The organism is Phormidesmis sp. 146-33 (assembly GCF_052939515.1).
This window is the reverse complement of the sequence record NZ_JBJPHU010000150.1, coordinates 1-14,435: the sequence shown is the minus strand read 5'-3', so window position 1 is coordinate 14,435 and position 14,435 is coordinate 1. Positions and strand designations below refer to the sequence as shown.

The window sequence follows — 14,435 nt, the reverse complement described above, 5'->3', positions numbered from 1 at the left end:
TCGCTTGCCTTCATCATCTCACAGATTTTATGGTTTTCGGATAGGCCCTAAGTGCGATCGCTCGTGCTTTGCCAGATGGTTCTCATCGTTACTTTGACCTCTACGCCCTCAAGCATGACGAAGGTGACTGCAACCGTTCGCTGATTCTTTTTTTAGAAGACGTTTCTGAACGCATGACGCTCGAACAAAGTCTGGTGCAGGGCGCTAACGAAATGAGCCTGCTTCTTGGCGCATTAGAAACCTCTAAAAAATATGTCGATAAAATCATCACGTCGATGGCGGACGCGCTAATCGTCACCACTTCGCTAGGAATCATCAAAACCGTCAATCAAGCGACTCAAGAACTGCTGGAATACGATCGCCAAGACCTCATTCACCAGCCGCTCTCCCTGATCATTGCCGACCCAAACTTTATGCCTCAAGCCATTCAGCCGTCGGTGGCTTTTCAGGGCAGAGTCTTGAGAGATGTTGAAGTGGTCTGTCGAACCAAAACGGGAGAGAAGCGATCGATTGCTTTTTCTTGCTCAATGATCCAGACCGGACTCGATCAAACCACAGACTTTATCTACATCGGTCGAGATGTCACCGAGCAGCAGCGTACTCAGCAGCGGTTGATGGCTCAGTATACGACCAGCGGCATTCTCTCCAGATCCCCAACGCTGACGACGGCCGTTGCAAAACTCTTGCCCGCGATTTGTCAAAGCCTGGAATGGGACATCGTTGAACTGTGGATGCCTCAAGAACAAGTCACCGAAGAACTGCCCTTTTTGCCAGAAGAATTTCCGCGCTGTTCTGCTTTGGGTTTGCACTGTGTAGAAATCTGGTCTAGACCCTTGAGCGGCGCTCTAAAATATGTGAAAGCCATGCGCGAGACCACCTTTACCTTCGGCTCAGGGCTGCCCGGACAAATCTGGAAAGACCAATCTCCCCTGTGGATCTCAGATGTAGCTCAGGCAGATTTTTTGCCCTCGACGATCTCTTCGAGTTACCCGCAAGGGGTCGCCGTCCAAGCCGGACTACACGCAGCTTTCGGCGTTCCAATTTACAGCAACAACGAAGTTTTGGGCGTGGTGACATTTTTGAGCCGCGAGGTCAGACAGCCCGACCCTGCCTTGATTCAGACTTTGATGGTAATTGGCAATCAGTTGGGTGAATTTATCCAGCGCAAACGAGCCGAAATCGCCCTTTCTGATCAGCAGCGCCAGACTGAGCATCTCTTGTGCAATGTGCTGCCCCGATCGATTGTCGATCGTCTCAAACAAGAACAAATCAAACTCGAACAACCGGGCAATCAATGGAGCGGTATCGCCGAACAGTTTGATGAGACAACGGTTTTGTTTGCAGATCTGGTGGGGTTTACACAGTTGACAGTCAGCCTTTCGCCGATCGAATTGGTCAGCTTGCTCAACGAAATCTTTTCGGCATTTGATCACTTAAGCGATCGCTATGGGTTAGAAAAAATCAAAACGATCGGGGATGCTTACATGGTCGTAGGCGGTGTGCCCAATCGACGCAAGGATCACGCTCAGGCGATCGCAGAAATGGCGTTAGAAATGCAAGCAGCCCTGGCTCAATTTAATCTCAAGAACCACAAAGAGTTTAGAATGCGCATTGGAATTCACAGTGGCTCGGTCGTCGCAGGCGTGATTGGGGTTAAAAAATTTATTTACGATCTGTGGGGTGACACTGTGAACACTGCAAATCGCATGGAGTCTCACGGATTAACCGGACAAATCCAAGTTTCGGCAACCACTTATCAATTACTAAAGCATCAGTATCACTTCACTAAAAGAGGTGCCATCTCTATCAAAAGCAAAGGAGAAATGAAGACCTATCTCCTCACAGGTCGGCAAATTTTCTGATCGTGTAACGTCAAGTTATGTAAAAGGATGAGATGTTGGTAGAATCATAAAACTTTCTTGGACGGAGCTTTAGTGCTTTCAGGAGGGCAGTCTTTTCCATTTACAAAAACAAATAATATTACAAAAACAAATAATAACCGATCTGATACTTCCATTCCTTTGCACCGCACCATGTCTAGAATTTCTGATCGATTGCCTTGGCACGGATCAAACGTCGCGCTCTCGAAGAGATATCTGCTGACGCAGATGGCCTGCCTGCTATTGGGCGGATTGTTGATTTTGCCTCCTCAAAGCGTTTTGGCACAAGCGTCTAATCTAAACGCTACCCAGTCAGACCTCAATGATTTGCTGCAACAGGGGCGTGACTTGTTAGACGGAGGCAACCTGGCAGAAGCCCTGGCAATCTATCAGAGAGCCGCCGCGATCGACGAAAAAAATCCCCGAATCTTTTCTGGAATCGGCTACATCCAAGCCCAAAAAGGCAACTTTCAGGCAGCGGTGCAGGCTTATCAGCAAGCGATCGTGCTTGATCCGAGCAATCCTGATTTTGAGTACGCCCTCGCCTTTAGTCTGGCTAATTTAGGAGACGATGCCGCCGCCACGACCGCTTATCGTCGAGCTACTCAGCTTGCTCCCAAAAATCTCAATGCTCATCTGGGTTTAGGAGCCGTTCTACTGCGTCAGGGTCAATATGACAAAGCGATCGAAACCTATCGACGAGTCATCTCTCTCGATCCCAAAAATGCTCAGGCTCAAGCTTCGATCGGGTTCATGCTGCTTCAGCAAGATCAACCCAAACAAGCGATCGCTGCCTTAAATCGCGCCGTTGAGCTTGATCCTCGCAACAGTAACGCTCAAATTGGGTTAGGGATGGCCTGGTTGAGTCAGGGCGATCGACCTGCGGCACTAGCAGCTTTTAATCGAGCTATCAAACGCGATCCCACCAACGGCAAGCTGCACCTTCAAGTTGGCAAAATCTTGCAGCAAACGGGCGATATCCAGGGCGCTCTGTCTTCTTATCAACGGGCGGTCAATGTCAGTCCCAAACTGGTGGATGCTCAAGTCGCTTTAGGAGAGTTGGCACTAGACCAGCAGGAATACATGCGGGCAATTTTGGTTTATCGAGAAGTCATTGAGCTTGAGCCACAAAATCCTCGTGCGTACTTTCAATTAGGAACGGCGCTCCGGGCCCGCAATCGATCCTCTGAGGCAATCTCTGCTTTTGAGCAGGCCCGCTCTCTCTATCAGCAACAGGGCAAGTCCGAAGAAGTCAGTCAAGTAGAGAAGGTGCTCAAAGAGTTGAAGTGAGCCGTTTTTTGGCATGGATTCAATCTTCTCACCGTAACCAGTTACCTACGCTTCTCGTTGTCGAAGAATAAAGTCAGCGATCGCCAGGTCCATCGGAGTCGTCACTTTCAAATTGGCTTCTTCGCCTTCAACAATTTGTACGGGCAAGCCACATTTCTCAAACAGGGCTGCGTCGTCTGTCACTTCCCATCCATGCTCACGGCCTTCAGCATGGCACTTCTTAAGTAGCGGGACTGAGAAGCCTTGAGGCGTTTGGGCGGCCCAGAGTTGACTGCGATCGGGCGTACTTTTGACCACGCGATCAGCATCGACGACCTTAATCGTGTCTTTCACGGGAACCGCCACCACAAATCCCGAACAGGTCAGCAGCGCTTGAGAACAGCGATCAAGCAAATCCGGGGTTGCCAGACATCTCGCCCCATCATGAATCAACACCTGATCTGCATCGGGGGGAAGTGCCTGTAAGCCGTGATACACCGATTCTTGCCGGGTTGCGCCTCCCTGAATGAACTGCACAGATTTGGTGAGCGCCAAGGATGCGATAATCTGCTTAAACGCTTCCCAGTCGTCGGGTTGACCGATTATACCAATCCAGCGAATCGAGTCGGCGGCTTCTGCGGCAATCAGCGTCCAAGCGATCAGAGGCTTGCCCCGAAGTTGCAGCAGTAGTTTGTTACGAGGGGGTTTGCCCTGACTTTGCCACGCGCTGCCCATGCGTCGCCCTGATCCGGCTGCGGGAATGAGTAAATACACGAAAATGCCTCAAATTAGAAAGAGAAAAAAGATCAATTGGTCACGTTCGGATGAGTTTAATCGATCTACATTCGGTAGTGTCACGAATTATTCGCGATGGACTAGAGAATAAAAATTGAGTCCCTCTAGGCAAGGGTTTCAGAAAGCCCAAATCAGGAGCGCGAATAATTCAAGACACTAGCTCAAATTCACATAGAATAGTGAGCGGACAGCGCTTAAAGAAATGTTATGAGAATCCTTGCTCTAGTTCCTGGCGGAATTGGCGATCAAATTCTATTCTTCCCGACGATCGAAGATCTCAAAAAGGCGTATCCTGATGCCCAGATCGATGTAGTGGTTGAGCCGAGAGCGAAAGGCGCTTATCGAGTTTCTAAGTCTGTCAACGATACGATTTTGTTTGACTTTAAAGGCAGCAACAGCCTCGCTGATTTTGGCAATCTGTTGGGAGTGATTCGCGATCGCGAGTACGATCTGGCGCTAACACTAGGACAGCGGGGATCGGTGGGATTTTTGCTATGGTTGAGTGGCGTTCCGACGCGGATTGGCTATGGGTCGGGGTCAACGTCGAAGCTGTTTTTGACGAAGACCATTCCGCTTAACCCGGATCAGTATGCGGCGACGATGTACCATGACCTACTCAAAGGCTTGGGGATCAATACGCCAACGCCAGAATTATCGGTGAGTGTGCCGACCAAAGATTTGGAGTGGGCAGACGGTGAGCGCAAGCGGTTGGGCATTCAAGACGGTCGCTATGTGGTGATTCACGGCGGCGCGAGTGAGCTTTCTCAACAGAAAGGCATCGACAAACTTTATCCCGTCGAAAGCTGGCAAGCGATCATTCGGGATTTTCAGCAACGTCAACCAGAATTGCCGATCGTACTGATCAAAGGCCCGGATGATGGGGCGATCGTCGGCGCTCTGACCCAAACCCTTCCCAAACTCAAAGTCACGTCACCCGACAATATTGGCAAACTGGTAGCGATGATTGCGGGAGCGAGTCTGATGCTCTGTACTGATAGCGCTCCGATGCATTTAGCGATCGCCGCTCAAACTTACACGTTGGCATTATTTGGGCCGACCGATCCTGACAAGCTGCTGCCCAAGAGTGAACGAGTTTTAGGCATTAAGTCCCCTACCGGGAAGATGGCAGATCTCTCACCCCAAACGATTCTCGATCGCGTGTGGAATGGCTAGTTGAGATGGAACCTGACCCCCATCAGCGCTATCCGATCGCTCATCAACCGCGCATCTGTTTCCTCAAAAATTGTGTGACCTCGCCCAACATTATCGTGGGTGACTTTTCGTATTATGACGATCCGATCGATTCTCAGGGTTTTGAGCGAAACGTTCTCTACAATGATGGGAGCGATCGACTGATCATCGGTAAGTTTTGCGCCATTGCGACGAATGTTAAGTTCATCATGAATGGCGCAAACCACAAGCTAGACGGCATTTCCACGTATCCATTTCCCATTTTTGGCGGAGACTGGGAAGCCGAAATGTCTAAGCTAATGGATCTGCCCAGTCGAGGCGATACGATAGTCGGAAACGACGTGTGGATTGGCTATGAATCGCTGATCATGCCAGGAGTACAGATTGGAGATGGGGCGGTGATTGCTGCGAAGTCGGTTGTGGTAAAGGACGTTCCGCCTTATACGATCGCGGGGGGAAATCCTGCTCGTGTGCTCAAACTGCGGTTTAGTGAGGCTGAGATTGCCCAACTTTTAGAGATTCAATGGTGGAATTGGGCCATCGACAAGATCACCCGCAACATTGGTTTGATTATGGACACTGACATTCGAGCGCTGAGAAATGCTGAGTAGAAGAATTATCAGATCTCTGGTTCCCTTGAGTGCGATCAAGGCTCGTTTTGATCACTCCAGACTCGATCAACATTTAACAAATTCTGAATCTGACAAGCAAAGGAACCTCCGTCTTTTACGCTTCTTCCCTCATCAGCTTTTGCAGCGACAATCGAGAAGCCTGCGCCACACTGGGGTTGCTGTCTTTTTCTAAATATTTGAGGGCTGAAATACTCTTTTCGCTGGGCATGTGGCTCAACGCTTCGGCCAATCTCTGGCGCACCAGCCAATCGTCGGACTGAGCAAATCTCAACACCTGATCGACCGCATCGACCGCTTTGATTTCACCAAGAGCCGCGATCGCCGCCTGTTGTAGCACGACTTCTTCACTATCCAGGGCGCGAACCAGCACATCTCTGGCGCGAGGATCTTTGAGATTGCCCAACGCGACGGCCGCACTAAATCGCACCAGCCAATCCGTGTCTTCGTAAAAGGCGCGAACTAACGGTTCAAAAGCCCGAATGTCTTCTAGATACCCCAGCGCACCCGCCGCATCTGCACGAATTCCATAGTCTTTCTCATTTTCCAACAGGTGAATCAAAATCGGATAGCATTCGTCGGTTTGCTTGAGTCCCAGTGCAAAGACCGCCATCGATCGAATCTGTAAGCTCTCGTCATTCAACACTTTTTTGATCAACGGCACCGCTTCTTCGGCAGGAATATGTCGCAGAGATGCTAAAGCAATCATGCGATCGCGCGAACTTTCACTGTCAAGCTGGCTCGAAATTTCGTCGATGCTAAGACTCATAATTTTTACAAAACTTTATATTGCTCTCCTATTGTAGAAGCTAGACCAACACTCGAACATTAAAAATATCTCAATTCGACTCCGTGCGGGTCACTCGAAGAGGTTGAGGTCTTCCGCTGCGTTATTTGTCCTTCTGCCCCTAATTCTGAATGACTTTAAGACAAGATTTCTAACCCAAAAAATTTTGCAACCTTGGTTAAATCCAACCTCTTAGCCAATAGACGGCAATGCCTACATATTCTTTGAGCGCTCTGGTGGTGCGTCGGAGTTGCTCGGCATCGGGTAGCGTGTTAAGCGTGTTTAACTCTAGACTGGCTCTGGCTTCTGGCTTGTCAAGCTGTAGGGCAGTAAAGTCGGCTGGAGCGGCGATCGCAGTTACGCCCACCCTTTTGAAAATTAATAGCGATCGGGGCATGTGCAATGCAGAAGTGACTAACAAAATTTGTCGAATCTTTTGCGCGTCCATGATTTGTTTTACATTCACAGCATTCTCGCGCGTGTTGAGCGAAGTGGGGTCTTCGAGTATTGCTGATTTGGGTACACCCATCGCTTCTAATAGTGTTGCCATATCGGATGATTCGGCGTTGACTCCACGATTCCACTCAAGGCGGCCACCGCTGAGAATCAAACGGGGTGCTTTGCCCTCGCGATACAGTTTTGCAGCGTAGAGAACGCGATCGCCTTCTTCTCGAATTTCGACCCAGGGACGCGGGGGAACTTGCGACTCGGTTGCGCCACCCAGGACGACGATCGCCTCTGCTTTGGGCACTTCACCCGATGGAATATTTTGAAATTCGAGCGATCGTACCAGCCAATCACTGGCCCAGGCGCTACTGCTGACGAGAAGAATGATCAAGGTGAGCGCGATCGTAAAGGCGGCTAATCTCGGTCGCTTCCACACCAAAATAAAGGTCACAATCAGCAACAAACAACTCAACCCCAATGGATAGAAAAATAGAGGCAGCAGTTTAGACAGAAATAAAAACATGAATCAAAAAGTAAGGGTGCTCGTCTTATTTCTTCAATAGCTGACTGATAGAAACCAAAATATCTGGGGATGAAATAGGCGTTATTTCTCCCTCGTTTAGCGTGATTTGAGATTGATAATTGCTGTCGATCGGTTCTCGAAAAACAATTAATTCCATCTTCTGCAAATTGACGACCCAATATTCAGAAATGCTCAATTTTGCATAAACTTTGCTCTTGATTTCTAGATCTTTTGCCAAACTAGAATTAGAGAATTCAATCAGCCAAAAAATGTCTTCTGGATAGGGATGATGATCGAAATAAATATCACCTAAAGATTGAACGATCGCAATGTCGGGTTCGGGTTCTGAATTGCCTGGTAATGTGATCGGTTTGTCTACTCGAATGTGGGCGCGACCTCGCAATAACTCTCTCAAATAGTCAGCCGATCGAGTGCTGAGGTGGGCGTGGCGTTCTCCTTCGGGCGGCATTTCTGTGATTTCTCCGTTGAGTAATTCGACGTGGCGATCGTCCAAAATGCCCGCTTCGATCATCTTGTGATAGTCGTCAATTGTCCATTTTGCAAGGATGATAGTCATTGGTCGATCGCTCTCTGATTACTTGGCTAATGCTTGCTCGATCGCACTCGTTAACTCTGAAGAATTGGGTGCCACACTGCTGCGACATCGAGCGATAACTTCACCTGTTTTGCTAATGAGAAATTTCTCAAAATTCCAACTCACATCGCCTGCGGGAATCACAGAATCCGTCAAGGTTTTGTAGAGTGGATGCTGATTGGCTCCTTTGGCGTGAACTTTGTCAAATAGCTCAAACGTTACCCCATAGCTGCTATCGCAAAACTGCACAATTTCCTCATTGGTTCCGGGTTCTTGCGCTCCAAAATCGTTGCAGGGAAAGCCCAACACGCGCAACCCTTTGTCTTTGTATTGTTGATTGAGTTGTTCTAGCCCTTTGTATTGAGGCGTATAGCCGCAGTAAGAAGCCACATTGACCACGAGCAAAACGTTTCCGGCGTAGTCTGCCAGCTTTTTGTCTGTGCCGTCGATCGTCTTCACTGTAATCTCAGAAACGCTGCTCATAAATTTTCACTCTGCTTTAGCGACTTCATTATCTACAAAATTCTGGATTCGCTGCCAGACCTGTTCTAGTAAATCGGGGTGATCGGCATCAAACCATTCAATTCTCGAATCTGCTCGAAACCAGGTGCGCTGACGTTTGGCAAATTGGCGCGTATGCAGAACGATCGCTTTCTGCGCTTCAGTTAGAGAAATCTCACCTCTGAGATACGATTTCATTTCACGATATCCGAGCGTATCCAATAGGGGCAAATCTTCGCCATACTTCTCGCACAGCGATCGCACTTCTGTTTCAAATCCCAACTCGATCATTTGGGCTGTGCGTTTTTGAATGCGACGCTCTCCTCGAGTTACCCGCAAGGGGTCGCCCGCTTCGACATCGACACAATCCAGTCCAATTTGCAGAATCGGATACCTGGGCGGAGCCTCACCCTGCTGCTCAGAAATCGGGCGACCCGTCACATAAAACACTTCCAATGCTCGCAGCGTTCGCACCTGATCATTGGCATGAATCTTTTGAGCGGAAGCGGGATCGACCTGCTGTAAGAACTGATAAAGCTGACCCTGACCGAGAGATTGAAGCTGCGATCGCAATTCTGGCTGAGGCGAGACTCTGGGAATTTTGAGACCTTGAACGATCGATTTAATATAGAGTCCGGTGCCGCCGACTAGAAGTGAGGCGTGAGGCGTGAGGCGTGAGGTGTTTTTTGTAGAACCTTCTGGTTTGGAGAGGGGAAGTGAGAAACCAGGATGTTGCTCGATCGTTTGTCTTGCTTGCGTTTGATACTCTGCCAGGGTCAGCGTTTCGGTGGGGTCACAAACGTCAATGAGATGGTGGAAAACTTGTTTTTGCTCTGAGAGGGTTGGTTTTGCAGTTCCGATGTTAAACTCTCGATACACTTGACGGGAATCGGCGCTGACAATGGCTGAATTTAACCGTTGGGCGATCGCAAGCGCCAACCCAGATTTTCCTGTGGCGGTGGCTCCACAGATTACAATGAGATAGGGTACATTTGTATTGGTTTGAGGGAGAGGGCGATCGTTTCCAAAATCTTTAGGCAAAATAGACTGATCCATCCCCATCATAAAATCCGCTTGAGATTGCTCATAAATCGCTTATAAGGCTTTTGTGCTAAAATTTTTATAGAATTTGTCCTCTGAATCATTAGAGAGTTTCAGACTGCCCAATGGAGCGCTTCACTTATGACAACTAATTACGGTGCTGATCAGATTCAAGTCCTCGAAGGTCTTGAGCCTGTTCGGAAGCGGCCCGGAATGTACATCGGAAGTACAGGCCCACGAGGACTTCACCACTTAGTTTACGAGGTTGTAGACAACTCAGTCGATGAGGCGCTGGCGGGCTACTGCAAAAATATCGAAGTTAGCCTCAATGCCGATGGTTCCGTCTCGGTCACAGACGATGGGCGCGGCATCCCGACCGACATTCACCCCCGCACGGGTAAGTCGGCCCTCGAAACGGTCATGACGATCCTCCACGCAGGCGGAAAGTTTGGCGGCGGTGGCTATAAAGTCTCTGGCGGCCTTCACGGCGTTGGGATTTCGGTTGTCAACGCCTTGTCTGAATGGGTCGAAGTCAGCGTTTGGCGTGAGAAAAAAGTTCATACTCAGCGCTTTGAACGCGGCATTGCGATCGGCACTCTAGAAGTCAAACCATCGCCAGACCCCGCTCGTACAGGCACCTCCGTTTCTTTTTTGCCTGATACCACGATTTTTGTAACGAGTATTGAGTTTGACTACTCGACGATCGCCGGCCGCCTCAGAGAGTTGGCCTACTTGAATGGTGGCGTGAGAATCACCTTTAGCGACAGCCGCCCTGACTCGCTCGAAGACGGTCAGCCACACGTCGAAACCTACTTCTATGAAGGCGGGATTCGCGAATACATCAGCTACATGAACCGCGACAAGCAGCCGCTCCACGAAGAAGTGATCTTTGTGCATGGCGAACGCAACAATGTCCAGGTGGAAGTCTCGCTGCAATGGTGTGTGGATGCTTACACCGATAATATTCTCGGCTTTGCCAATAACATTCGCACGATCGACGGCGGCACCCACTTAGAAGGCTTGAAGGCGGTTCTGACTCGAACGCTGAATGCGATCGCTCGTAAACGCAACAAAATCAAAGAAGGCGAATCCAATCTTGCCGGAGAAAACATTCGCGAAGGGTTGACGGGCGTGATTTCGGTCAAAGTCCCTGACCCCGAATTTGAAGGACAAACCAAGACAAAGCTGGGCAATACCGAAGTTCGAGGCATCGTCGATTCGCTGGTGGGCGAGGTGTTGACGGAGTATCTGGAGTTTCGTCCTGGCGTTGCGGATGCCATTCTCGAAAAGGCGATTCAAGCCTTTAATGCGGCAGAAGCGGCCCGTCGAGCCAGAGAATTAGTCCGACGTAAGTCTGTTTTAGAATCTTCGACGCTGCCCGGTAAGCTGGCGGATTGTGCGTCGCGTGACCCTGGCGAATCGGAAATCTTCATCGTGGAAGGTGATTCTGCGGGCGGTTGTTTTCGGGGAGATACACAGGTTGCTTTGGCAGATGGTCGTCATCTCAGCTTTGAAGAAATCGTGGCAGAACAGGCGATCGGTCGAGAGCATTTCTGCTACACCATTCGCAAAGACGGCTCGATCGGACTGGAGCAGATCATCAACCCGCGCATCACAAAACAGAATGCGACTGTCGTCAAGGTCACACTAGACAATGGTGAAGAAATTGTCTGTACGCCTGACCACCGCTTTATGTTACGAGATGGCACCTACAAGCCTGCCGCTGAGTTGACTTCTCACGATTCGCTAATGCCGCTCTACCGCAAGCTCTCCAGCACAGCCGAAAGCGGAATCACGATCGACGGCTACGAAATGGTCTGGAACCCCCGCAGCGACTTATGGCTATTTACCCACGTTTTAGCGGATTGGTATAACTGCTGGCAAGGGGTCTATTCCAAAGCTTCTGGAGATCATCGTCATCACCTTGATTTCAACAAACGCAACAACAATCCCTCCAACATCCAACGCTTATCTGCAACCGAGCATCTAGAACTGCATCGTCTTCAATTATCTAAAACACTGCATCGAGCCGATGTGGTTGAAAAGTGTCGATCAATTCATCAAGATGCGGCATTTCGCGCCAAGATGAGCGATCGCATGAAGCAGCCCAAAACACGCCAAATTCTTTCTGAGCAAGCAAAGGCGCAATGGCAAGATAAGACTTACAAAGCCTACATGATGGCGCAGTGGCAGACGTTCTACAACACAAACTCATTGTATCGTCAGCAAAACGCGGCTTATCTCAATCAGGCGCAGCGAGACTATTGGAGCGTTCAAGAAAACCGTTTAGCTCAATCAGAACGAGTTACTCAGTTCTTTGCACAACATCCTGAAGCACGAGAAATGCTGTCTCAGCAAGCAAAAACACAGTGGCAAGATGCCGATTTGCTGGCTTGGCGGAGACAAAAAACAAAAAAGCAATGGACACCTGAGTTTCGATCGCAGCGCAAACTTGCCTTGCAGCAGACCTATTATCAGAAAACCCTCAAGGTTCTCAAGCAAATTGAAGTTGAGCAAGGAACGACAGATTTGGAGGCTTATCGAGCTTACCGAATCCAAACCAGAGATAAGTCACTGCTGAAGTTTGAAACCTTTTGCGATCGCTATTTTGACGGTTCGCCGAGTCAAGCGCTGGAAGCAGTTTCAAACTATAATCATCGCGTTGTTTCAGTGGAGTCGTTGACTGAGCAGTTTGATGTCTATGACATTGAAGTGCCCCACACTCATAACTTTGCGTTGGCGAGTGGTGTCTTTGTTCATAACAGTGCCAAGCAAGGGCGCGATCGGCGTTTTCAGGCAATCTTGCCGCTGCGGGGTAAGATTCTCAACATTGAGAAAACGGACGATGCGAAGATTTACAAGAATACTGAAATTCAAGCGTTGATCACGGCGTTGGGATTGGGGATTAAAGGTGAAGAGTTTGACTCGTCTCAACTGCGCTATCACCGAATTGTAATCATGACTGATGCAGACGTAGATGGCGCACACATTCGCACGTTGCTGCTGACGTTCTTTTATCGCTATCAGCGGTTGATGGTTGATCAGGGCTTTGTGTATATCGCCTGTCCGCCGCTTTATAAATTAGAGCGAGGCCGCAACCATTTCTATTGCTACAGCGATCGCGAACTGCAACAGCGCATTTCCGAATTTCCCCAAAACGCCAACTACACGATTCAGCGATTTAAGGGACTAGGCGAAATGATGCCTCAGCAACTCTGGGATACGACCATGAATCCTGAAACCCGGACGCTAAAACGAGTTGAGATCGAAGACGCTGCTGAAGCCGATCGCGTGTTTACGGTGCTGATGGGCGATCGAGTCGCTCCCCGTCGCGAGTTTATCGAAACCTACGGGCCGAAGATGAATCTGACCGATCTGGACATTTAAGCTACTGCCTGGTCGCCCGTAAGTTGCAATTTGTCACGCAAAAACTAAAAAATTGTCGCGCAATACTTGCAAATCACTCAGTCCAGTCAGGCTAAAAGTGTCTGTTAAACTCAGCACCAAATCTAGCCATAACCGCACCTGACCCCAGTACTGGTTGAGGTTCGCTGGTGGTTTCTTCTCTGTATGCGAAGTCTAGAACTGATGCTGAGTTTAAAATAGACAAAACGATTTGGCGGATGGATCACAGAGAGCATTTGGAGCGAAGCCAATCATGACACAGGCGCTTGAAAAATCAAGATTGTCAGAAGATAAGGTAGCCGTCTACTACGATCGCACCTGGGAACAATTCAAATGTATTCAAAAGGGCTTAGAAGGACACCCAGGTGTGCGGTTGAGCTTTTATGAAGGAGTGGTTGAAGTATTCATGCCAGGGCAACCGCACGAAATTTTCAAAAAAGTCATCGCGGCTCTCCTCGAAGCATTCTTTTTTGAGTGGGATATTCGGATCATTCCGACCGGCTCTGTTACCCAGGAGCAGGAAGGAGTGGCTTCTGCTCAGGCGGATGAATCCTACTGCTTTGGGGAAGCTAAATCCATCCCAGATCTTTCCATTGAGGTCATCTTTACAAGCGGTTCTGTCACAAAGTTAGAACGTTATCAAGCGTTAAGAGTACCTGAAGTTTGGCTTTGGAAGGATGGACTGCTCACCCTGTATCGGTTAGGAGAGAGCGGGTACACCCGAATTTACAAAAGCCAAATTCCCGAACTAGCAAATTTAGACATTGAGCTACTTTCTCGCTGTGTTTTAATTGGCGAAACAGACTGGCTAGAAGCTATGCGGACGTCTAAGAGTGCGATTTCAAGAGTCTAGTAGACAAAGCGTAGAGATAAATTGTGGTTCTAGAGAATTACAGATGCGCGATTCATTTAGTGATTTTGCAACTTAAGTACGAGGAAATTGCAGTTTAATGCGACTAAAAGAATCTAAGAGGATGTCTTAAAAGTCATCTCGCTGCTAGCAGAACGGGTTAGATCCCCCCTAGCACCCTTAAAAAGGGAGGAACCAGGTTTAAAATCCCCCTTTTGAGGGGGCGGCGGGGATCTCCGAGTCTCTATCTTCACAACAAAAGACCTTTAAAGCATCCTCTAAAACCTTGCATTCTCGTTCAAACATTTGCAGCCTATGTGCGATCTTATACTGCTCTAGAAACGCTCCCACAATCCCCTATTCTGAAAGAGTTTGAGCCAAAAATCTGGTCTTAAAGTTCTCCAGAATGGGGAGAATGGGGGCCTAGCGCCCAAGCAATAAACTTTCTCGAATTGACGTTAACAATTACGTGAATTCGATGAAATCCTTCGCTGCCGTTACAAATCCGGGCAGCCCCCTAAA

General features: G+C 48.9%; 12 protein-coding genes. 6 read left to right on the top strand and 6 right to left on the bottom strand.

Annotated features, from left to right (window positions below):
• Positions 1 to 68: 68 nt before the first annotated feature.
• The gene (locus ACJ2PR_RS32105; RefSeq protein ID WP_446880049.1) at positions 69 to 1,862 is read left to right on the top strand and encodes an adenylate/guanylate cyclase domain-containing protein; all 1,794 of its coding nucleotides are present in this window, start codon (positions 69 to 71) and stop codon (positions 1,860 to 1,862) included.
• A gap of 171 nt (positions 1,863 to 2,033) precedes the next feature.
• Positions 2,034 to 3,170, top strand: coding sequence for a tetratricopeptide repeat protein (locus tag ACJ2PR_RS32100; RefSeq protein WP_446880047.1), 1,137 nt, complete (start codon positions 2,034 to 2,036; stop codon positions 3,168 to 3,170).
• 45 nt (positions 3,171 to 3,215) lie between these two features.
• Here the strand turns inward: ACJ2PR_RS32100 and ispD are convergent, their stop codons facing one another.
• Positions 3,216 to 3,923 (bottom strand): 2-C-methyl-D-erythritol 4-phosphate cytidylyltransferase, encoded by a 708-nt coding sequence (ispD, locus tag ACJ2PR_RS32095; protein WP_446880046.1) that lies wholly within the window; start codon positions 3,921 to 3,923, stop codon positions 3,216 to 3,218.
• Positions 3,924 to 4,151: 228 nt separating this feature from the next.
• Here ispD and ACJ2PR_RS32090 point away from each other — a divergent pair, with 228 nt between their 5' ends.
• Complete coding sequence (locus tag ACJ2PR_RS32090) at positions 4,152 to 5,117, top strand: glycosyltransferase family 9 protein (RefSeq protein WP_446880045.1); 966 nt, start codon at positions 4,152 to 4,154, stop codon at positions 5,115 to 5,117.
• Positions 5,118 to 5,122: 5 nt separating this feature from the next.
• Positions 5,123 to 5,746: a CatB-related O-acetyltransferase gene (locus ACJ2PR_RS32085; protein ID WP_446880044.1), complete on the top strand. Its 624-nt coding sequence runs from the start codon at positions 5,123 to 5,125 to the stop codon at positions 5,744 to 5,746.
• Between the two features lie 115 nt (positions 5,747 to 5,861).
• On the opposite strand, the gene ACJ2PR_RS32080 is transcribed toward ACJ2PR_RS32085, so the two are convergent.
• The 5 genes from ACJ2PR_RS32080 to miaA all read right to left on the bottom strand — a co-directional run bounded on the left by ACJ2PR_RS32080 (position 5,862) and on the right by miaA (position 9,673).
• Complete coding sequence (locus tag ACJ2PR_RS32080) at positions 5,862 to 6,533, bottom strand: HEAT repeat domain-containing protein (RefSeq protein WP_446856773.1); 672 nt, start codon at positions 6,531 to 6,533, stop codon at positions 5,862 to 5,864.
• Positions 6,534 to 6,729: 196 nt separating this feature from the next.
• Positions 6,730 to 7,521: a YdcF family protein gene (locus ACJ2PR_RS32075; RefSeq protein ID WP_446880043.1), complete on the bottom strand. Its 792-nt coding sequence runs from the start codon at positions 7,519 to 7,521 to the stop codon at positions 6,730 to 6,732.
• A 25-nt stretch (positions 7,522 to 7,546) separates the two neighbouring features.
• The gene (locus ACJ2PR_RS32070) at positions 7,547 to 8,098 is read right to left on the bottom strand and encodes a Uma2 family endonuclease (RefSeq protein ID WP_446880042.1); all 552 of its coding nucleotides are present in this window, start codon (positions 8,096 to 8,098) and stop codon (positions 7,547 to 7,549) included.
• Between the two features lie 18 nt (positions 8,099 to 8,116).
• Entirely contained in the window at positions 8,117 to 8,599 is a 483-nt protein-coding gene (locus tag ACJ2PR_RS32065) for a glutathione peroxidase (RefSeq protein WP_446880041.1), read from the bottom strand.
• Positions 8,600 to 8,605: 6 nt separating this feature from the next.
• Positions 8,606 to 9,673, bottom strand: coding sequence for a tRNA (adenosine(37)-N6)-dimethylallyltransferase MiaA (gene miaA / locus ACJ2PR_RS32060; protein ID WP_446880040.1), 1,068 nt, complete (start codon positions 9,671 to 9,673; stop codon positions 8,606 to 8,608).
• A 126-nt stretch (positions 9,674 to 9,799) separates the two neighbouring features.
• Between miaA and gyrB the strand changes: the two genes are divergently transcribed.
• Together gyrB and ACJ2PR_RS32050 are read left to right on the top strand one after the other, a co-directional pair.
• The gene (gyrB, locus tag ACJ2PR_RS32055) at positions 9,800 to 13,045 is read left to right on the top strand and encodes a DNA topoisomerase (ATP-hydrolyzing) subunit B (RefSeq protein WP_446880039.1); all 3,246 of its coding nucleotides are present in this window, start codon (positions 9,800 to 9,802) and stop codon (positions 13,043 to 13,045) included.
• A 271-nt stretch (positions 13,046 to 13,316) separates the two neighbouring features.
• Entirely contained in the window at positions 13,317 to 13,916 is a 600-nt protein-coding gene (locus tag ACJ2PR_RS32050) for a Uma2 family endonuclease (RefSeq protein ID WP_446880038.1), read from the top strand.
• Positions 13,917 to 14,435 lie beyond the last annotated feature (519 nt).